At 68.0% G+C, this 18,199-nt stretch carries 17 protein-coding genes and 1 tRNA gene; 12 read left to right on the top strand and 6 right to left on the bottom strand.

Going from position 1 to position 18,199, the window contains the following annotated elements; genetic code table 11:
• Positions 1-37 precede the first annotated feature (37 nt).
• Positions 38-937 (top strand): alpha/beta hydrolase, encoded by a 900-nt coding sequence (locus tag RQG82_RS01130; protein WP_311257295.1) that lies wholly within the window; start codon positions 38-40, stop codon positions 935-937.
• On the opposite strand, the gene RQG82_RS01125 is transcribed toward RQG82_RS01130, so the two are convergent.
• A complete protein-coding gene (locus RQG82_RS01125) occupies positions 909-1,382 on the bottom strand; it encodes an Lrp/AsnC family transcriptional regulator (protein ID WP_042536698.1) in 474 nt (157 codons plus the stop codon). The genes RQG82_RS01130 and RQG82_RS01125 overlap by 29 nt on opposite strands.
• A 168-nt stretch (positions 1,383-1,550) precedes the next feature.
• Between RQG82_RS01125 and pdhA the strand changes: the two genes are divergently transcribed.
• Genes pdhA through RQG82_RS01110 form a run of 3 tightly spaced genes read left to right on the top strand, consistent with a single transcriptional unit; the run spans position 1,551 to position 5,040 of the window.
• Positions 1,551-2,666: a pyruvate dehydrogenase (acetyl-transferring) E1 component subunit alpha gene (gene pdhA, locus RQG82_RS01120; RefSeq protein ID WP_311257795.1), complete on the top strand. Its 1,116-nt coding sequence runs from the start codon at positions 1,551-1,553 to the stop codon at positions 2,664-2,666.
• A gap of 2 nt (positions 2,667-2,668) precedes the next feature.
• Positions 2,669-3,679 carry an alpha-ketoacid dehydrogenase subunit beta gene (locus RQG82_RS01115; RefSeq protein ID WP_311257294.1) on the top strand — a complete coding sequence of 337 codons (1,011 nt, stop codon included), beginning with the start codon at positions 2,669-2,671 and terminating at the stop codon, positions 3,677-3,679.
• Positions 3,676-5,040, top strand: coding sequence for a dihydrolipoamide acetyltransferase family protein (locus RQG82_RS01110; RefSeq protein WP_311257293.1), 1,365 nt, complete (start codon positions 3,676-3,678; stop codon positions 5,038-5,040). The genes RQG82_RS01115 and RQG82_RS01110 overlap by 4 nt, the downstream gene beginning before the upstream one ends.
• Here RQG82_RS01110 and RQG82_RS01105 read toward each other — a convergent pair.
• Positions 5,033-5,626, bottom strand: a complete 594-nt coding sequence (locus tag RQG82_RS01105) for a TetR/AcrR family transcriptional regulator (RefSeq protein ID WP_311257292.1) — start codon at positions 5,624-5,626, stop codon at positions 5,033-5,035. The genes RQG82_RS01110 and RQG82_RS01105 overlap by 8 nt on opposite strands.
• A gap of 112 nt (positions 5,627-5,738) precedes the next feature.
• Between RQG82_RS01105 and RQG82_RS01100 the strand changes: the two genes are divergently transcribed.
• Genes RQG82_RS01100 through RQG82_RS01080 form a run of 5 tightly spaced genes read left to right on the top strand, consistent with a single transcriptional unit; the run spans position 5,739 to position 11,666 of the window.
• A complete protein-coding gene (locus tag RQG82_RS01100) occupies positions 5,739-7,292 on the top strand; it encodes a carboxyl transferase domain-containing protein (RefSeq protein WP_311257291.1) in 1,554 nt (517 codons plus the stop codon).
• Positions 7,293-7,297: 5 nt separating this feature from the next.
• Positions 7,298-9,217: a biotin carboxylase N-terminal domain-containing protein gene (locus RQG82_RS01095; protein WP_311257290.1), complete on the top strand. Its 1,920-nt coding sequence runs from the start codon at positions 7,298-7,300 to the stop codon at positions 9,215-9,217.
• Between the two features lie 2 nt (positions 9,218-9,219).
• Positions 9,220-10,368, top strand: a complete 1,149-nt coding sequence (locus RQG82_RS01090) for an acyl-CoA dehydrogenase family protein (protein ID WP_311257289.1) — start codon at positions 9,220-9,222, stop codon at positions 10,366-10,368.
• Between the two features lie 9 nt (positions 10,369-10,377).
• A complete protein-coding gene (locus tag RQG82_RS01085) occupies positions 10,378-10,863 on the top strand; it encodes a MaoC family dehydratase (RefSeq protein WP_311257288.1) in 486 nt (161 codons plus the stop codon).
• Complete coding sequence (locus tag RQG82_RS01080) at positions 10,860-11,666, top strand: CoA ester lyase (protein ID WP_311257287.1); 807 nt, start codon at positions 10,860-10,862, stop codon at positions 11,664-11,666. The genes RQG82_RS01085 and RQG82_RS01080 overlap by 4 nt, the downstream gene beginning before the upstream one ends.
• Here the strand turns inward: RQG82_RS01080 and RQG82_RS01075 are convergent, their stop codons facing one another.
• Positions 11,667-12,254, bottom strand: coding sequence for a histidine phosphatase family protein (locus RQG82_RS01075; RefSeq protein WP_311257286.1), 588 nt, complete (start codon positions 12,252-12,254; stop codon positions 11,667-11,669).
• Positions 12,251-13,090: a Sir2 family NAD-dependent protein deacetylase gene (locus RQG82_RS01070; RefSeq protein WP_311257285.1), complete on the bottom strand. Its 840-nt coding sequence runs from the start codon at positions 13,088-13,090 to the stop codon at positions 12,251-12,253. The genes RQG82_RS01075 and RQG82_RS01070 overlap by 4 nt, the downstream gene beginning before the upstream one ends.
• 95 nt (positions 13,091-13,185) lie before the next feature.
• Between RQG82_RS01070 and RQG82_RS01065 the strand changes: the two genes are divergently transcribed.
• The gene (locus RQG82_RS01065) at positions 13,186-13,989 is read left to right on the top strand and encodes an RNA methyltransferase (RefSeq protein WP_311257284.1); all 804 of its coding nucleotides are present in this window, start codon (positions 13,186-13,188) and stop codon (positions 13,987-13,989) included.
• Between the two features lie 13 nt (positions 13,990-14,002).
• On the opposite strand, the gene RQG82_RS01060 is transcribed toward RQG82_RS01065, so the two are convergent.
• Positions 14,003-14,830: an SGNH/GDSL hydrolase family protein gene (locus RQG82_RS01060; protein WP_311257283.1), complete on the bottom strand. Its 828-nt coding sequence runs from the start codon at positions 14,828-14,830 to the stop codon at positions 14,003-14,005.
• Positions 14,831-14,975: 145 nt separating this feature from the next.
• Between RQG82_RS01060 and RQG82_RS01055 the strand changes: the two genes are divergently transcribed.
• Both RQG82_RS01055 and RQG82_RS01050 read left to right on the top strand, forming a co-directional pair.
• Entirely contained in the window at positions 14,976-16,718 is a 1,743-nt protein-coding gene (locus tag RQG82_RS01055; protein ID WP_311257282.1) for a DEAD/DEAH box helicase, read from the top strand.
• A 124-nt stretch (positions 16,719-16,842) separates the two neighbouring features.
• Entirely contained in the window at positions 16,843-17,940 is a 1,098-nt protein-coding gene (locus RQG82_RS01050; RefSeq protein WP_311257281.1) for a VIT1/CCC1 family protein, read from the top strand.
• 122 nt (positions 17,941-18,062) lie between these two features.
• Here RQG82_RS01050 and RQG82_RS01045 read toward each other — a convergent pair.
• A tRNA-Leu gene (locus RQG82_RS01045) sits at positions 18,063-18,145 on the bottom strand.
• Between the last annotated feature and the right edge of the window lie 54 nt (positions 18,146-18,199).

The raw sequence follows: 18,199 nt of genomic DNA, 5'->3' as shown, positions 1-18,199 counted from the left end.
ACGGAGAGCATGCATCCGCCGACTCTAGACTTGGTGCATGACCGTCCCCTCTCCTTACGCAGATCGCCTCAGCCGACTGCCCGTCGTGCGCCGCGAGGTCGAGGTCCGAGGCGGCACGACGGTGTTCTGGGAGTACGGACCTGCCGATGCTGACATGACGGTCGTCGCCGTGCACGGGTTCCGGGGTGAGCACCACGGCCTCGAGCCGGTACTCGCATTCCTTCCCGAGGTTCGCGTGATCTCTCCAGATCTCCCCGGCTTCGGCGAGACGGCGCCCGTCGCTGGCCGTTCGTACGATCTCGACGAGTACGTCGCCTGGCTGACGGAGTTCGCGGCGACAGTCGCTCCCGGAGCGGTGATACTCGGACACTCCTTCGGATCGATCGTCGCCTCTGCGGCGGTCGCGGCGGGGCTCGAGACGCCGCGGCTGATCCTGATCAACCCGATCGGCGCACCGGCACTCGAGGGCCCCAAGGGCATCATGACGCGTCTCGCCGTCTTGTACTACTCGCTCGGTGCGCGTCTGCCCGAACGAGCGGGCACTGCGCTCCTGCGCAACCGGCTGATCGTCCGGGTCATGAGCATCACGATGGCCAAGACGGCCGACCCCCAGCTGCGTCGGTTCATCCACGACCAGCACGACACCTACTTCTCGCGCTTCGCCGACCGTGACGTGCTCCGGGACGCGTTCGTGACGAGCGTGTCGCATGACGTGAGCGAGTTCGCCTCGTCGATCTCGACTCCCACGCTGCTCATCGCCGCCCAGCGAGACGACATCACCCCCATCGAGGTCGAGCGACGTCTCGCGACCCGGTTCGACGACGCCACTCTGGTCGAGATCGCCGAGGTCGGCCACCTGATCCACTACGAGACGCCCGCCGAAGCTGCGGGCGCCGTTCGCCGATTCCTCAGGATTCCCGTCGCGCGAGGCCGATGAGGCCGGCGACGCGGAACGGGATCACCTCGCCCATGGCCAGAGAGGTCTCGGTGCGTTCGACACCCTCGATCGAGAGGATGCGGGCGTCGGTGTCGAAGAGGTGCCGCGCGTCTCTGCACGCGACGCGCGCGAGCAGGTCGATCGATCCGCTGAGTCCGTGCGCCTGCACCACTTCGGGGATGCGCGCAAGCTCGTTGATGATGCGGGGCAGCTCGGTCTGACGCACCCCGATGCTGACGAACGCCTGAAGCGGGAACCCGAGCACATCGGTCGAGAACGATCGCTCATACGACTGGAAGATCCCGGTCTGCTCGAGTCGCGCCATGCGCGCCTGGATGGTGTTGCGCGACAGCCCGAGGTTCTCCGCGAGCGCGACGATCGTGACACGGGGATCATCGGCGAGGGCGGCGAGAAGTTCCAGATCAATGCGGTCAAGTCCGGCCATACTGCCAAACGATAGCAGGGTGGGAGCAGCCCATATTTGGCAACATGCTCAAGCCGATCGCGGCTGCTTGAGCGAGGTGATGAGCGGACGTACGCTCAAGTGAACCGGCGATGATGCCGGGGCCGAGCGTAGAACCCGTGACGACGGCCACGAATGAGGAGGACGATGATGTCACCGCAGATCACCCCGATCGCCGACACGGCACAGGATCTCGAACTCGCCGAGCGCATCCTCTCACCCGAGGGCGAGCGCATCTCGAACCCGCTGCTCGACCCCTACGTCGATGACGTCGACGCCGCACAGCTGCGGGCGCTCCATCGCGACATGCTCATCCTCCGTCGTATCGACGCGGAGGGCGTCGCGCTCCAGCGCCAGGGACAGCTCGGACTCTGGGCACCCTGCCAGGGGCAGGAGGCCACCCAGATCGGCACCGCGAAGGCGCTCGCACCGCAGGACTACGTCTTCCCGAGCTATCGGGAGACCGGGGTCATCTATGCGCGTGGCGCGAAGCCCGGAGACTTCGTCCGCATGTGGCGCGGCGAGGAGGGGGCAGGTCACGACCCTGCCGCGCTCCGGGTCGCTCCGCTGCAGATCATCATCGGAGCGCAGACGCTCCACGCCGTCGGCTACGCCCTCGGCATCCGTCACGAAGGGGCGGACGAAGTCGCCGTCACCTACTTCGGCGACGGGGCCACGAGTCAGGGCGATGTCAATGAGGCGATGATCTTCGCCTCGTCCTATCAGGCCCCGGTCGTCTTCGTCTGTCAGAACAATCACTGGGCGATCTCGGAGCCCGTGTCGGTGCAGTCGAAGTATCCGATCGCCGGGCGGGCGCCCGGATTCGGCATCCCGAGCCTGCGGGTCGACGGCAACGACGTTCTCGCGTGCATGGCCGCGATGCGCTGGGCCCTCGCGCACGCCAGGTCGGGAAAGGGCCCCGCCTATATCGAAGCGGTCACGTACCGGATGGGCCCGCACACGACAGCCGATGATCCGACCCGCTACCGCAGGGATGACGAGCTCGAGGCGTGGCGCCGTCGCGACCCCATCGCTCGCCTGGAGGCGCACCTGCGGTCGATCGGCGGTCTGAGCGATGAGCAGGTCGCGGACACGCAGCAGGCCGCGGACATCGCGGCGCGAGAGATGCGCGCCGAGTGCCTGAGCATGGTGACGCGCCCCCCGCTCGCCGTCTTCGATGGCGTCTATGCCGAGCCGCATTCCGGGCTCGAGCGTCAGCGTGATGAGTACGCCGCGCACCTGGCGTCCTTCGACGGCGAGGTGTGATCATGACTCAGATCACTCTCGGCAAGGCGCTCGGCGCCGGTCTTCGCCAGGCGATGCGCGACGACGACAAGGTCGTGCTGCTGGGGGAGGACATCGGCAGACTCGGCGGTGTCTTCCGCATCACGGACGGACTCCTCGATGAGTTCGGTGCGAAGCGTGTGATCGACACGCCTCTCGCGGAGTCCGGCATCGTCGGCATGGCTGTCGGGCTGGCGTTCCGGGGCTATCGGCCCGTCGTCGAGATCCAGTTCGACGGCTTCGTGTACCCCGCGTTCGATCAGATCGTCGCCCAGGTGGCCAAACTGCACTATCGCACGCAGGGCCGGGTGAAGATGCCGATCACGATCCGCATCCCGTGGGCCGGCGGGATCGGCGCGGCCGAGCACCACTCGGAATCACCCGAGGCGTACTTCGTGCACACGGCAGGACTGCGCGTGATCGCCGTGTCGAATCCGGAAGACGCGTATCGGAGTCTGCGTCAGGCCATCGCGTCGGACGACCCGGTGATCTTCTTCGAGCCGAAGCGGCTGTACCACCACAAGGGCGAGGTCGACCTCGACGCACCGCTGGCGGATGCGGCGCCGATGGGACTCGCACGCGTCGTCCGTGCAGGAGACGATGCGACGCTCATCACCTACGGGGCGATGGTCGCGACCGCGTTGCAGGCGGCCGAGGCTGCGGAGGACGAGGGAATCTCTCTGGAAGTCATCGATCTGCGTTCGCTGTCGCCCGTCGACTACGACACGGTCGCGACGTCGGTGCGCAAGACCGGACGGGTCGTCGTCGCCCACGAGGCGTCACGCGAGGCGGGCATGGCCGCCGAGGTGATCGCGAGCGTCACAGAGCGATGCTTCGAGTACCTCGAGTCGGCTCCGTTGCGCGTCACCGGACACGACGTCCCCTATCCGCCGGCGAAGCTCGAGAAGTACCACCTGCCCGACCTCGACCGGCTGCTGGACGCCGTCGACCGTGTGCTCGATCGTCCGAACAGCCTGACGGGAGCCGACGCGTGAACGCGGAATTCCGCCTGCCCGACCTCGGGGAGGGGCTGACAGAGGCCGAGGTGGTCCAATGGCTCGTCGCACCCGGCGACACCGTGACGCTCAACCAGACGCTGGCGGAGGTCGAGACGGCCAAGGCGATCGTCGAGCTGCCCTCTCCCTACGAAGGTGTCGTCGCCGCTCTGCACGCCGAGGCGGGGCAGACGATCGCGGTGGGGGCTCCCCTGATCGAGTTCGACGTGGAGGGCGCCGATGGGTCGGCGTCGGCGGACCCCGCCGGAGCCGAAGAGCAGGAGAAGGCACAGCCCAACCTCGTGGGCTACGGAGCCGCTCCCACGGCATCCGGGCGGCCCGCTCGACGCGCCAGACGTGCGGCCGGCGGCAGAGCGACGACCGACACGGCTGTGCTCGAGGCCGCGCCGCATGACGCCTCGCCGACGGCGAGCGTCGAGGTCGTCGTCGAACGGCCCCGGTCGACCCCTCCGGTGCGCGCGTATGCCAAGCGTCTCGGCATCGACCTCGCCCTCGTGGCAGCGTCGGTCGGAGATCGCGTGATCACACGTGACGACATCGACGACTACGTCTCTCGCACCGGAGTGGCCGTCGAGCAGGCCGAACCCGCACTGCAGCACGCTGCAGTTCCGAACGACGCGGCCGGGCTTCGCGAGCACTCGCGAGAGACGCGCATCCCCATTCGCGGAATCCGCAAGCACACGGCGGCGGCCATGGTCGAGAGCGCCTTCACCGCGCCGCACGTCACGGTCTTCCACACGGTCGATGTGACATCGACCATGGACCTTCTCGAGTCGCTGCGCGGCGACCGCTCGCTGTCCGAGCACCGGATCGGTCCGCTCGCGGTCGTGGCGAAGGCGGTCTGTCTCGCACTGACCCGCACGCCCGGCCTGAACGCGCGATTGGACGAGCCCGCCGGAGAGATCGTGCAGTTCGGCTACGTCGATCTCGGGATCGCCGCAGCGACCGAACGCGGACTCATCGTGCCTCACATCCGTGACGCCGAGACCCTGAGCCTCATCGAGCTCGCGGATGCCGTGAAGTCTCTCGCCGCCACGGCGCGTGAAGGCAGGACGTCTCCGGTCGAGCTGTCTGGTGGCACGTTCTCGATCTCGAACATCGGGGTGTTCGGGGTCGACGCGGGCACCCCGATCCTTCCGCCAGGGCAGTCCGGGATCCTCGCGATCGGAGCGGTCCGGCGCCGTCCGTGGGAGCACCGCGGCGAGATCGCCCTTCGCCATGTGATGACGCTCAGCCTTTCGTTCGATCACCGGATCGTCGACGGAGCGGAGGGCGCGAGGTTCCTCAAGGACGTCGCCGACGTGCTGGAGGAACCGGGTCGGGCGATGCTCCTCAGATAGTCGCTCGGAGCGCCGATTCCGCCATCGCGGCGAGCACTGCCGCGGTGGCGGAGTGGCGTCTGGCCGCTGCCCGGGTGCTGTGCGGTGTCGAGTTGATCAGCCCGAAGCACGCTTGCACCCGCAGGCGCAGCTCGTCGGCATCGGCCTCGACCAGAGGATGCAGCGTGTCGATCCAGAGCTCGATGTAAGCGCGCTGCAGTCGTCGGACCGTGGCGTGGTCCTGAGCCGCCAGGTGCACGACGTCTCGATCGTGAACGCGGATCACGTCGGCGTTGCCGAGCGCGAACTCGACGTGGAAGGCGACGAGTGCACGGATGCGCGCTTCGGGCGTGGATCCGTCGGCCGCGACCCGGGTGCCGCCCGTGACGAGATCGTCGCTCACCTTGATCAGCACGGCGCCGAGCAGCGCCTGCTTGCCCGCGAAGTGACGGTAGACAGCCGGGCCGGATACGCCCACGGCGGCGCCGATGTCCTCGAGGCTCACCCCGTTGTATCCGCTCTCGGCGAAGAGCCGCGCCGCCTCTCGGAGGATCGCGTCCGAGCGCTCTGCCTTCGCGCGATCTCGCGCGGTGAGGGGGCTTGTCATCTCAGTTAATCCTCGCTAACCTGATGCCGTCGGTTAGTGAACACTAACCGAGAAAGCATCGAGTGCGCCAGGGCGATGACGCCGGCGCCCCGTAATCTAGGAGGACGTCGCGATGCCCGCAACCCAGCAGTCCCTCGCTGCCGAGCTGCACGAACGGCTGGCTGTCGCCTCCAGGGGCGGCCCTGAAGCGTCTCGTGAGAGGCACATCGCTCGGGGCAAGCTGCTTCCGCGAGACCGTGTGACCAGGCTCCTCGATGAGGGCAGTCCCTTCGTCGAGATCGCGCCGCTGGCAGCAGACGGACTGTACGGGGGAGACGCACCGGCCGCCGGAGTCATCGCCGGGGTCGGTCTCGTGCACGGACGCCACGTGATGGTCGTCTGCAACGACGCCACCGTCAAAGGCGGAACGTACTACCCGCTCACGGTCAAGAAGCACCTGCGCGCGCAGGAGATCGCGCTCGAGAACCGACTGCCGTGCCTGTATCTCGTCGACTCCGGCGGCGCCTTCCTTCCCAAGCAGGACGAAGTGTTCCCCGATCGGGAGCACTTCGGCCGCATCTTCTTCAACCAGGCCCGGATGTCTGCAGAGGGCATCCCTCAGCTCGCCGCCGTGCTCGGTTCATGCACGGCCGGCGGCGCCTACGTCCCGGCCATGAGCGATGAGACCGTGATCGTCCGGGACCAGGGGACGATCTTCCTCGGTGGCCCGCCGCTCGTCAAGGCGGCGATCGGCGAGGTCGTCTCTGCGGAAGAGCTCGGGGGCGGCGAGCTGCACGCCCGGCGCAGCGGTGTGGTCGACCACCTCGCCGAAGACGACGAGCACGCGCTGGAGATCCTGCGTGACATCGTCGCCACGCTGCCTGCGCCTCTCCCTCCGGCGTGGGACGTGCACGACACCCGTGAACCGGCGGAGTCCGGGTCGCTCTACGACGTCGTCCCCGTCGATGTGAACGCCGCATACGACGTGCACGACGTCATCGCGAGGCTGATCGACGGCGACACGTTCCGGGAGTTCAAGGCGGAGTACGGCACGACCCTCGTCACCGGATTCGCGCGGCTGCACGGGCATCCGGTCGGGATCGTCGCGAACAACGGCGTGCTGTTCAGCGAGTCCGCGCTGAAAGGTGCGCACTTCATCGAGCTGTGCGATCAGCGCGGCATCCCCCTCGTGTTCCTGCAGAACATCTCGGGCTTCATGGTCGGGTCGGACGCAGAGGCAGGGGGCATCGCGAAGGACGGAGCCAAGATGGTCACCGCCGTCGCCAGCACGCGCGTGCCGAAGCTCACGGTGATCATCGGCGGATCCTTCGGCGCGGGAAACTACTCGATGTGCGGACGGGCGTACTCGCCGCGATTCCTGTGGACGTGGCCGGCCAGCCGCATATCGGTGATGGGCGGCGCCCAGGCGGCCTCGGTTCTCGGCACGGTCAAGGACGGCCAGCTCACGGCACGCGGACAGACCTGGAGCTCGGACGAGCGGGCGGCGTTCGAGCAGCCCATCCGTGAGCAGTACGAGACCCAGGGCGAGCCGTATTACGCCACCGCCCGCCTGTGGGACGACGGCATCATCGACCCGGCCCAGACCCGCGACCTGCTGGGGCTCGCCCTCGACGTGGTCGCCCGAAGCCCCCTGCCCGAGCCGCGCTTCGGCCTCTTCAGGATGTGACCGCCATGACGACCACCTCTCCCTCCCGCGAATTCGACACGGTGCTCGTCGCCAATCGAGGCGAGATCGCGCGCCGTATCATCCGCACGCTGCGGAACATGGGCATCCGCAGCGTCGCCGTCTACAGCGATGCGGATGCCGACGCACCCCATGTACGCGAGGCCGACGACGCCGTGCGGATCGGAGCGGCGCCGGTCGCCGAGTCGTACCTCGACATCGATGCCGTCATCGCGGCCGCGCGCGCGACCGGAGCACAGGCCATCCATCCCGGCTACGGCTTCCTCTCTGAGAGCGTCGGGCTCGCCGAAGCGTGCGCCGAGAGCGGTGTCGTCTTCATCGGGCCGTCGATCGACGCGCTCCAGATCATGGGCGACAAGGCCAAGGCCCGCGATCACGTCGTGCGATCGGGAGTGCCCGTCGTGCCAGGGTTCGATGCGAGAGGTCTGTCGGACGCGGAGATCGCCGAGGAGGCGGACGCTGTCGGCTACCCCCTGCTCGTGAAACCGAGCGCGGGGGGTGGCGGCAAGGGTATGGAGGTCGTCGAGGCATCAGCCGGCTTGAGCGCTGCCCTGGCCTCTGCGCGACGGGTCGCACGCTCGGCCTTCGGTGACGACTCGCTGATCCTGGAGAGGCTCATCCGACGCCCACGCCACATCGAGGTGCAGGTGTTCGGCGACACGCACGGCACGGTGATCGCCCTCGGCGAGCGCGAGTGCACGCTCCAGCGCCGCCACCAGAAGGTCATCGAGGAGGCTCCGTCTGCAGGCATTCCCGACACGACCAGAGACCATCTTCTCGAGGCCGCGACGCAGGCCGCGGCGAGTGTCTCGTACGTCGGCGCCGGCACCGTCGAGTTCCTCGTCGACGCGGACGCCCCGGACCAGGTCTTCTTCATAGAGATGAACACCCGCCTGCAGGTCGAGCACCCCGTCACGGAGGAGGTGACAGGACTCGACCTCGTCGCCCTCCAGATCGGTGTCGCCGCTGGAGGGCGCCTCGACCCTGCGCCCCCGATGCGAGGGCACGCCGTCGAGGCTCGTGTCTACGCCGAGTCGCCCGAGCGCGGGTTCCTTCCCTCGACCGGCCGCATCCTGCTCTTCGACCCGCCTCAGGGCGTGAGAGTCGATGCGGCGGTCGAGACGGGCAGCGAGGTGACGGGTTTCTACGACCCGATGATCGCCAAGGTCATCGCTTTCGCCCATGACCGGAGCACTGCCCTCCGCCGCCTCGACGAGGCTCTGAGCAGAACCGTCGTGCTGGGCGTGGACACGAACATCGCCTTCCTCCGACTGCTCTGCCGCGATGAGCGGGTCATGGCCGGCGATCTCGACACCGGACTCATCGAGACGCTTCTGCCGCTCGATGACCAGCCGCCGTCGCCGACGATGCTGGCGGCCGCGAGCCGCGCTGTGTCGCACGCCGATGACGCAGTCGGCGAAGCCAGAAGGGCTCGACGCGCTGGTCAGGTGTGGGAGTCGCTCACGGGGCTTGATCGTCGCGAGGTCTCGTTCCTCACCGACCGGGGTGAGGTGATCTGCGCCCCCGCGTCCGACGGCCCTCGGCCCCGCGTGGCGGTCGCGACGGAGGCCGACGGCGGCGTCTGGGTGAGCGAGGACGGACGCACGGTGCACCTGCGACCGCTGGATCGTCGGGCCCGCATGCTGCACAGACTGCAGGCGCGGGAGCAGCGCGAGACCGCGAGCGGCCCGGATGCGCGAGCCCCGATGCCGGGAAGCGTCGTGGCCGTGCACGTCCGCGACGGCGACGCGGTGACCGCCGGCACTCCTCTCGTCTCGATCGAGGCGATGAAGATGGAGCACCCGGTGCTGGCACCCCACGACGGGACGGTGCGCCTGACGGTGGCCGTCGGTGATCAGGTACGACGCGATCAGCCGGTCGCGCACATGACGACGGAGGAGAAGTGAGCATGTACGAGCTGACCGATGAGGAGCGCGAGCTCGCCGCGATGGTGCGCGACTTCGCTGAGGGGGTCGTCGCACCGCAGTCCTACGAGGCGGATCGCACGCACACCCTCTCGATGGATGTCGTGGCCCAGATGGGGGATCTCGGGCTGTTCGGTCTTCCGTTCCCCGAGGAGCACGGCGGCCAGGGAGGCGACTACATGGCCCTGGGCATCGCGATCGAGGCTCTCGGGCGCGTCGACCAGTCCATCGCCATCACGCTCGAGGCCGGAGTCAGCCTCGGGGCGATGCCGGTGTTCCGCTTCGGCACAGAAGAGCAGAAGCGCGAGTATCTGCCCGACCTGCTCGCCGGCCGCGCCCTCGCGGGCTTCGGTCTCACCGAGCCGGAGGCGGGCAGCGACGCCGGAGCGACCCGCACAACCGCTCGTCTCGAGGGGGGTGAATGGGTCATCGACGGTTCGAAGCAGTTCATCACCAACTCGGGGACGCCCATCACCCGCTTCGTCACCGTTACCGCCGTGACCGGCAACGAAGGTGGGCGCAAGCAGATCTCGACCATCATCGTTCCCAACGGCACCCCCGGATTCACCGTGGAGGCCCCGTACGACAAGGTCGGATGGAACGCGTCAGACACGCATCCGCTCAGCTTCGCCGGCGCGCGTGTGCCCGCGGGCAACCTGCTGGGGGAGCAGGGCAGCGGCTTCCGCAACTTCCTCAGCATCCTCGACGAGGGACGCATCGCGATCGCCGCCCTCTCGACGGGCGCCGCGGAAGGATGTCTCGAAGCCGCCGTCGACTATGCGAAGAGCCGCACGATCTTCGGCAGCGCCCTCAGCACCCGTCAGAACGCGCAGTTCACACTCGCGCGCATGCGCGCTCGAGTGCACACCGCGCGACTCGCCTGGCACCATGCGGCGCGTCTTCGCGACGCGGGACGCCCGTTCGCCGAGCAGGCCGCGATCGCGAAGCTCGTCGCCGGAGAAGCGGCCATGGACAACGCGAGGGATGCGACGCAGATCTTCGGTGGCAACGGCTTCATGAACGAGTTCCCGGTCGCCCGTCACTACCGCGATTCGAAGATCCTCGAGATCGGTGAAGGCACCACCGAGGTGCAGCTGCTCGTGATCGCGCGGGCGCTGGGACTCGCCGGGTAGCGTGGCAGCATGACCGTGCACGACATCGTCCAGCGGGGACTCTTCTTCGAGGAGTTCGTCACAGACGCGCGCTACCTGCATCGCCCTGGACGCACCGCGACTGAGGCCGACAACGTCCTCTTCACGACGCTCACCATGAACACCCAGGCGCTTCACCTGGATGCGGCCTTCGCCGATGCGCAGCGCCCCTTCGGTGCGCGTCTGATCAACTCGATGTGGACGCTCTCGACGATGGTCGGGGCATCGGTGGCGCAGCTGACCCAGGGCACTCTGGTGGCTCAGCTCGGATTCGGGGAGATCGCGTTCCCTCACCCGCTGTTCGCCGGCGACACGCTGTACACCGAGAGCGTCGTCGTCGAGAAGAGGCTGTCGACATCACGCCCGGGGCAGGGGATCGTGACCATCGCCCATACCGGACGCAACCAGGACGCCACGGTCGTCGCGACGGCGACCCGCACCGTCCTCGTCCACTGCCTGCCGGAGGCGGGACGATGACCTTCAGCCTGGGGCCCGCGCTGCTCTTCTGTCCTGCCGACCGACCCGAGCGGTTCCGAGGCGCTCTCGAGAAGGCGGACGCGGTCATCCTCGACCTCGAGGATGCCGTGCTACCAGAGGCGAAAGCCGGCGCCCGGCAGAATCTCATCGATGCCGACCTTGACCCCGATCGGGTGATCGTCCGCGTCAACGCGCCGGATTCCGCCGCATTCACCGCCGATCTCGCAACCCTCGCCCAGACCGACTTCCGCACCGTCATGGTCGCGAAGACGGAGAGCGCGGAGAGCCTCGCCGCGTTCGAGGAGAGATTCTCGCTGATCGCCCTGTGCGAGACGGCGAGGGGCGTCCACGCAGCAGATCGCATCGCCGCGCACCCTCAGGTCGTCGCGATGATGTGGGGCGCGGAGGATCTGGTGGCCTCCCTCGGCGGCACATCGAGTCGCACGGCGAAGGGCGGCTATCGCGACGTCGCCCGGTATGCGCGCTCACGGGTGCTCCTCGAGGCAGGAGCCCAGGGCAAGGGAGCCATCGACGCGGTGCACGTCGACATCGAGGACGTCTCCGGTCTCGAATCCGAGGCGGTCGATGCGGCCGCTTCGGGGTTCGTCGCGACCGCGTGCATCCACCCGAGTCAGGTGGCGGTGATCCGCGCGGCGTACGCACCGGATGAAGCCAGCGTCGAGTGGGCACACGGAGTGCTCGCGGCGGCCGAGAGCGAACGAGGAGTCTTCCGCTTCAGAGGACGCATGATCGACGAGCCCGTGCTGAGGCATGCGCGGTCGGTGCTCGGCCGCACTCGCTGATCAGACGAGGATCCCCTGGTCGATCAGACGCAGCGACCCGGGAGACGCCTCGAAACGGTGCACAGAGCCGTTCGCGAGGACCTCGCCGACCCGCGGCAGCGTGCCACCGGAGACGTGGTCGATCAGCGATCGGATCACGCCTCCGTGCGTCACGACGATGACGGACTCCGCCACGGGTGCCGATCGGCGCCGAGCGTCACGGGCGATCGCATCGAGCGCCACGAGCGCTCTCTCTGCGACCCCCTCCAGCGTCTCCGCTCCGGGCACCGGCGACAGCCAGTCGCCGTACTTCTCGATGTACTCCGACACGAGCATGCCTTCGCCCTCGCCGAACTCGCGTTCGCGCATGTCGGGCACCAGCACGGGTGCTCCGAGTCCGAGGCTCTCCGAGATGATCTCAGCCGTCTCCCGCGCGCGCTTCAGCGGGCTGGCGTAGATCGAGTGGTGCGTGACGCCCTCGAGCACACCGGCGGCGGTCCGTGCATCCGCGCGGCCCTTCTCGTTCAGGGGGATGTCGGTGGAACCCTGGATCCGACGGGCCAGGTTCCAGTCGGTCTGGCCATGGCGGATGAGCGTGAGCAGAGTCATTCGAGGAGCTCCTGGATCGCGGGGAGCACATCGCTGGTGCCCGCGGCGATGGTGACATTCGCCCAGACATCCGCGCGCGTGGGCTCACGGTTGATGATGATGAGCGGGATGCTGCGCCTTCGTGCGCGTTCGACGAGGCGCACCCCGGAATTGACGACGAGGGACGAGCCGGCGACGATCAGCGCGTCGCTGGCGCGGAGCAACGACTCAGCCGCCTTGAAGCGATCCTGCGGGACGTACTCGCCGAAGAACACGACATCAGGCTTCAGCATCCCTTCGCACACTGTGCATACGGGAACGATGAAGCCGTCGGTGCTCTCGGGGAGCACATCGCCGTCGGGATTCAACGCCACGTTCTCGGGGACCGTGATCCACGGGTTCCGCTCTTCGATCTGCACCGCGACGTCGCGACGGTCGAACACCTGGCCGCACTTCAGGCAGAGCACCCTGCGCATCGTGCCGTGCACTTCGATGACATGGGAGCTGCCCGCACGCAGATGCAGTCCGTCGACGTTCTGGGTGATGACACCGCTGACGTGACCAGATGACTCCATCGCTGCGAGCGACAGGTGGCCCGGATTCGGCTGGGCTCGGGCGAACGCCCGCCATCCGAGGTGCCCCCCGACCCAGTAGCGTCGTCGCGCTGCCTCGTCGGCCAGGTACTTCTGGATGGTCATCGGATCGGTGCGGTTGCGCGATCCCTCGCCACGGTAGGCAGGGATTCCCGAATCCGTCGAGATGCCGGCGCCGGTGAGCAGTGCGATCCTGCGACCGCGCAGAAGTTCAGCGGTGCGAGCGATGGTGGCCGACAACTCGACCGAACTCGATGCGCTCACAGAACCTCCCTGAGCGAGTCTACGACGTGCAGCGTGGCCGATGCTCCGCCGCCGATCGTGGAGCCGGCCTCTCGGGCGATGGCAGACTGGGGCTCGTGGAACTGCTGCGCGTGACGAATCCGGACGATCGACGACTCGATGACTACCGAGGGCTCACAGACACCGCGCTCCGGACTGTCAAGGAACCTGCCGGCGGGCTGTACATCGCCGAATCGACCAAGGTGATCGCGCGGGCCGTCGCGGCGGGCCATCGTCCGCGTTCCGTGCTCGTGCAGGAGCGTCGGGTCGATGACATCAGGGCGATCGTCGGGCACATCGACGTGCCGGTGTACGTCGTTCCTGATGAGGTGGCTGAATCGGTGACCGGTTTCGCCGTCCACCGGGGCACGATCGCATCGATGCATCGTCCCGTGCTGCCGACCGTGCGCGAGGTCCTCGTAGACGCAACCCTCGTGCTGATCCTCGAGAACGTCGGCGATCACACGAACGTCGGCGCGGCGTTCCGTGCGGCCGCCGGTCTCGGAGCAGACGCGGTGCTCGTGTCACCCGGGGGGGCGGACCCGCTGTATCGGCGCAGCGTGCGCGTCAGCATGGGGACCGTGTTCCAAGTGCCGTGGACCCGCATCACCGATTGGGAGTCTGCCGTGGCAGACCTCCACGCCGCGCGGTTCGACATCGCAGCTCTCGCTCTCAGCGATGACGCCGTGACGCTCGATGCATATGTCGCGAACCGCCCCGAGCGAGTCGCCATCGTCATGGGTTCAGAGGGCGACGGGCTCTCCCGCACGGCCCTCGACCACGCCGACACGGTCGTGACGATTCCGATGTCCGGTGGCGTGGATTCCTTGAACGTCGCGTCTGCCGCCGCAGTGGCGCTGTGGGCGCTCACCTCGCCCTGACCGCTGGCCGTCGTCAGTCTGACTTCGGGAGGATGATCGGGGAGGGCTCGGGGCGCTTGGCCACGATGTGATCGCCGGATGACTGGTGGCGCAGACGCCGCAGGACCCAGGGCACGAGATGCTCTCGTGCCCAGCCGAAATCCTCGGTGCGGGCCTCGCGCCAGGTGCGGAGCGGGATCGTCTCGGGCTGCATGGCCTCGAGATCGTTGGGCACGTTGAGCGCGCGCAGAACCATGCGGGCGACCTCGTGGTGGCCCAGCGAGTTGTAATGCAGTCGGTCGTCGTCGAAGAACCGCATGTCCTGCACGACCTTGAGCGCCCACTGATCGGCGACGATGCAGTCGTGTCGCTCGGCGATCGCGCGCACGTTCTCGTTGTAGATGGCGACCTTGCCGCGGAAAGCCCGGAAGACCGGGGTGAAGGCCGTGTCGATGCCGGTGAAGAGCAGAATCGCGGCGCCCGTCGACGACAGACGAGCGACGGCGTCCTCGAGCTGGGCGGCGATCGCGTCGGGGTCGGTGCCCGGTCGGATCACATCGTTGCCCCCGGCGCAGATCGAGATGAGGTCGGGATGCAGCGCCACGGCGGGCTCGATCTGATCGCGCACGATCTGGGAGATCAGCTTGCCGCGCACGGCGAGGTTCGCATAGGCGAAGTCGTCGACCTGGCGCGAAAGCACCTCGGCGACACGGTCTGCCCAGCCACGGTGGCTGCCCGGCTGCGACGGGTCCGGGTCGCCGATGCCCTCGGTGAACGAGTCGCCGATTGCGACGAACCTGCGCCAGGGGTGCGGATTCTCGTTGTCGAGCTCGGGGGTTCGGATCGAATCCTGATCTGTCATCCAGCTCTCCTTCACGACGAGCGCAGCCGTGCGGTGGCGGTCGCGCAGTGAACGAGCCTACCCGGGTACGAGCGTCCGGGCGAGACGCGCGCGGCGGAACTCGTGAGCGTGCCGAGTGTCGGCGGCAGCGATTATCGTTGTCTCGATGCTCTCTCCGTCCTTTCCTCAGCGTGCCCCTTGGGGAACCGCGAACAAGCTGCGCGCCTGGCAGCAGGAGGCACTCGAGCAGTACTTCCAGGCCGATCAGCGCGACTTCCTCGTGGCGGCGACACCGGGTGCAGGAAAGACGACGTTCGCCCTCACCCTCGCGGTCGAGCTGATGCGCATGGGTGAGGTCAACCGGATCATCGTGGTCGCCCCGACCGAGCATCTGAAGACGCAGTGGGCCGATGCCGCGGCCCGGGTGCACATCCGTCTCGACCCCCGCTTCAGGAACAGCGACTGGGCTCCGGCACGGCACTACCACGGCGCCGTGGTCACTTACGCGCAGGTGGCGGCGAAGTCGTCGGTGCACCGCCACCTGACCGAAGACGCGAAGACGCTCGTCGTCCTCGACGAGGTGCATCACGGTGGCGACGCGCTCAGCTGGGGCGACGCGATCCGCGATGCGTATGGCCCGGCGAAGCGTCGGCTGCTGCTCTCCGGCACCCCGTTTCGCAGCGACACCGCGCCGATCCCGTTCATCGAATACCACCCTGACGAGTCCGGTGCCCGCATCTCCCGCACCGACTACAACTACGGCTACGGCAGAGCGCTGGCCGACGGCGTCGTCAGACCCGTGCTGTTCCACATGTACGCGGGCAAGATGCGGTGGCGCACGAGCAGCGGCGACGAGCTCGAGACGCATCTCGGTCAGGACAACACGAAGGACGTCACCTCGCAGGCCTGGCGCACCGCGCTCGACCCCGAGGGCGAATGGATGCCTGCGGTGCTCTCGGCGGCGGATCGTCGTCTGACCGAGATCAGGCACCACGTGCCCGATGCCGGGGGACTGGTTCTCGCGACCGACCAGACGGTGGCACGCGCCTACGCCAAGATCCTGCACAGCATCACCGGTCAGCGGCCGACGGTCGTCCTGTCCGATGACGCGACGGCCTCCGAGCGCATCGAGAAGTTCAGCAACAGCGAGGATCGCTGGATGGTCGCGGTGCGCATGGTGTCGGAGGGCGTCGACGTGCCCCGACTCGCCGTCGGGGTCTACGCCACGTCCTCATCGACGCCGCTCTTCTTCGCCCAGGCGATCGGTCGCTTCGTGCGGGCCCGCCGCAGGGGTGAGGCGGCGAGTGTCTTCCTTCCTCAGGTTCCGGTGCTCATGGGACTCGCGAACGAGATGGACAAGCAGCGCGACCACGCGCTCGATCGTCAGTCGAAAGACGACGACGGGCTCGAGGACTCGCTGCTCGAGTCGGCGAACCGCGAAGACGACGCCTCGGATGCGCTGACACAGGAGTTCAGCTATCAGGCGCTCTCGTCTGTCGCGCACTTCGACCGGGTCGTGTTCGAAGGACAGGAGTTCGGCCAGCTCGCCGAGCCGGGCACGCCCGAGGAGGAGGAGTTCATCGGCTTCCCCGGTCTTCTCGAGCCCGAGCACGTGCACGAGCTGCTGATGCAACGCCAGGCGCGTCAGACGCGCCTGCGCGAGACGCGGGAGGCCGAGGCCGGGCCGACCGAGACGACCACGCTCCCGGCGCCGTTGCACCGTACGCTTCGCGAGCAGCGCCAGCTGCTGAACAGCCTCGTGGGTCTGTACGCCCGTCAGAAGGGCGAGCCGCACGGGGCGGTGCACGCGGAGCTGCGCCGGATCTGCGGTGGTCCTGCTGTCGCGCAAGCGACAGTCACGCAGCTGCAGTCGCGCATCGACGTGCTCCGCAAGCGCGTCCGATCCTGAACACAGCCTTCGGTTCGGAGGCCCGAAAAGCTGGCAATCCTGCCCTCGGTGCCGTCGTGACAGGCGCTCGAAGCTAGCGTTGAACGGTTGCCCCGTTCTCGGGGATCGTCGATCAGGAGACTTCATGACAGCCCCCGCTGCCGCCGAGCCGACCGCCGCAGACCGTCGCCGCTGGGCGCGGTACCTCGTAGAAGAACGCGCCGAAGGACTCGTCTATCAGAAGCTCGCGAACCGTCGCACCGGCGAGGAGCGCGACATCCTGCTCAGCCTCGCCGATGCCGAACGGCGACACGAGCAGCATTGGCTCGATCTGCTGGGCGCCGAGCCGGCGCGACTGCCGCGAGCGGGCATCCGGTCACGTCTGCTCGGCTGGATGGCCGGGCGTTTCGGATCCATCTTCGTCCTCGCGCTCGCGCAGAGCGCCGAGGACAGATCTCCGTACGACTCCGAGCAGTACGCGACTCCCGCGATGCGCGCAGACGAGAAGGTGCACTCCGAAGTGGTCAGAGGCCTCGCCGCGCGTGGCAGGCGCCGTCTGTCCGGGTCGTTCCGTGCGGCCGTCTTCGGAGCGAACGACGGCCTGGTGAGCAACCTCGCCCTCGTGCTCGGCATCGGCGCCACGGGTGTCAGCTCCGCCTTCGTCCTCTTCAGCGGAATCGCGGGTCTGCTGGCCGGCGCTCTGTCGATGGGGGCGGGGGAGTTCGTCTCCGTGCGCTCCCAACGCGAGCTGCTGGCGTCGACCGAAGCGAACGAGGATGCCGCGGCGTCCGCTGCCGACCTCGACATCGACGAGAACGAACTCGCTCTGGTCTACCGCGCGCGCGGTATCGGCCAGCAGGAGGCGCTCGAGCGCGCGCGGCGGATAGTGGATGCCGCGCGTGCCGGAGTCGAGCGAACGACGACGGGGCCGATCCACATCCACGCCGGAGACGACCACGAGATCGTCGGCAGCGACTGGACGGCGGCCATCTCGAGCTTCCTGCTCTTCGCGTCCGGCGCGATCATTCCGGTGCTCCCGTGGATCTTCGGACTCGAGGGGACCACTGCAGTGGTCGTCGCGCTCGTGCTGGTGGGTGTCGCCCTGCTGTCGACCGGAGCGATGGTCGGCATCCTGTCGGGAGGACCGCCCCTGCGTCGCGCGCTGCGGCAGCTGGCGATCGGATTCGGTGCTGCAGCTGTCACGTACGTGCTCGGGCTGGTGTTCGGCGTCAGCGCGCTCTGACGCCGGCGCCGGACCGTCGGGCAGGGCCCGAGGAATTCACCTCGAGCTCTGCCCGACGACACGGTAAGACCGCTGGTACGAAGAAGGCCTCGGATATCGTGTGGATATCCGAGGCCTGTCTGTGCGCGGAGGGGGACTTGAACCCCCACGCCCTTACGGGCACTACGACCTCAACGTAGCGCGTCTACCATTCCGCCACCCGCGCAGGTGTTGGATGTTCGTTGCCGAACGAAGATTTACATTAGCACGAGCTTCGAGG

The organism is Microbacterium sp. WCS2018Hpa-9, assembly GCF_031843745.1.
Taxonomy (GTDB): domain Bacteria; phylum Actinomycetota; class Actinomycetes; order Actinomycetales; family Microbacteriaceae; genus Microbacterium.
The sequence above is the reverse complement of the archived record's forward strand: the minus strand, read 5'-3'. Positions and strand labels throughout refer to the sequence as shown.

Bases quoted from the DNA above. Each gene is read 5' to 3' on its own strand.
- RQG82_RS01130 (WP_311257295.1), top strand. From the start codon at position 38: ATGACCGTCCCCTCTCCTTACGCAGATCGCCTCAGCCGACTGCCCGTC.
- RQG82_RS01125 (WP_042536698.1), bottom strand. From the start codon at position 1,382: ATGGCCGGACTTGACCGCATTGATCTGGAACTTCTCGCCGCCCTCGCC.
- pdhA (WP_311257795.1), top strand. From the start codon at position 1,551: ATGTCACCGCAGATCACCCCGATCGCCGACACGGCACAGGATCTCGAA.
- RQG82_RS01115 (WP_311257294.1), top strand. From the start codon at position 2,669: ATGACTCAGATCACTCTCGGCAAGGCGCTCGGCGCCGGTCTTCGCCAG.
- RQG82_RS01105 (WP_311257292.1), bottom strand. From the start codon at position 5,626: ATGACAAGCCCCCTCACCGCGCGAGATCGCGCGAAGGCAGAGCGCTCG.
- RQG82_RS01100 (WP_311257291.1), top strand. From the start codon at position 5,739: ATGCCCGCAACCCAGCAGTCCCTCGCTGCCGAGCTGCACGAACGGCTG.
- RQG82_RS01095 (WP_311257290.1), top strand. From the start codon at position 7,298: ATGACGACCACCTCTCCCTCCCGCGAATTCGACACGGTGCTCGTCGCC.
- RQG82_RS01090 (WP_311257289.1), top strand. From the start codon at position 9,220: ATGTACGAGCTGACCGATGAGGAGCGCGAGCTCGCCGCGATGGTGCGC.
- RQG82_RS01085 (WP_311257288.1), top strand. From the start codon at position 10,378: ATGACCGTGCACGACATCGTCCAGCGGGGACTCTTCTTCGAGGAGTTC.
- RQG82_RS01080 (WP_311257287.1), top strand. From the start codon at position 10,860: ATGACCTTCAGCCTGGGGCCCGCGCTGCTCTTCTGTCCTGCCGACCGA.
- RQG82_RS01075 (WP_311257286.1), bottom strand. From the start codon at position 12,254: ATGACTCTGCTCACGCTCATCCGCCATGGCCAGACCGACTGGAACCTG.
- RQG82_RS01060 (WP_311257283.1), bottom strand. From the start codon at position 14,830: ATGACAGATCAGGATTCGATCCGAACCCCCGAGCTCGACAACGAGAAT.
- RQG82_RS01055 (WP_311257282.1), top strand. From the start codon at position 14,976: ATGCTCTCTCCGTCCTTTCCTCAGCGTGCCCCTTGGGGAACCGCGAAC.
- RQG82_RS01050 (WP_311257281.1), top strand. From the start codon at position 16,843: ATGACAGCCCCCGCTGCCGCCGAGCCGACCGCCGCAGACCGTCGCCGC.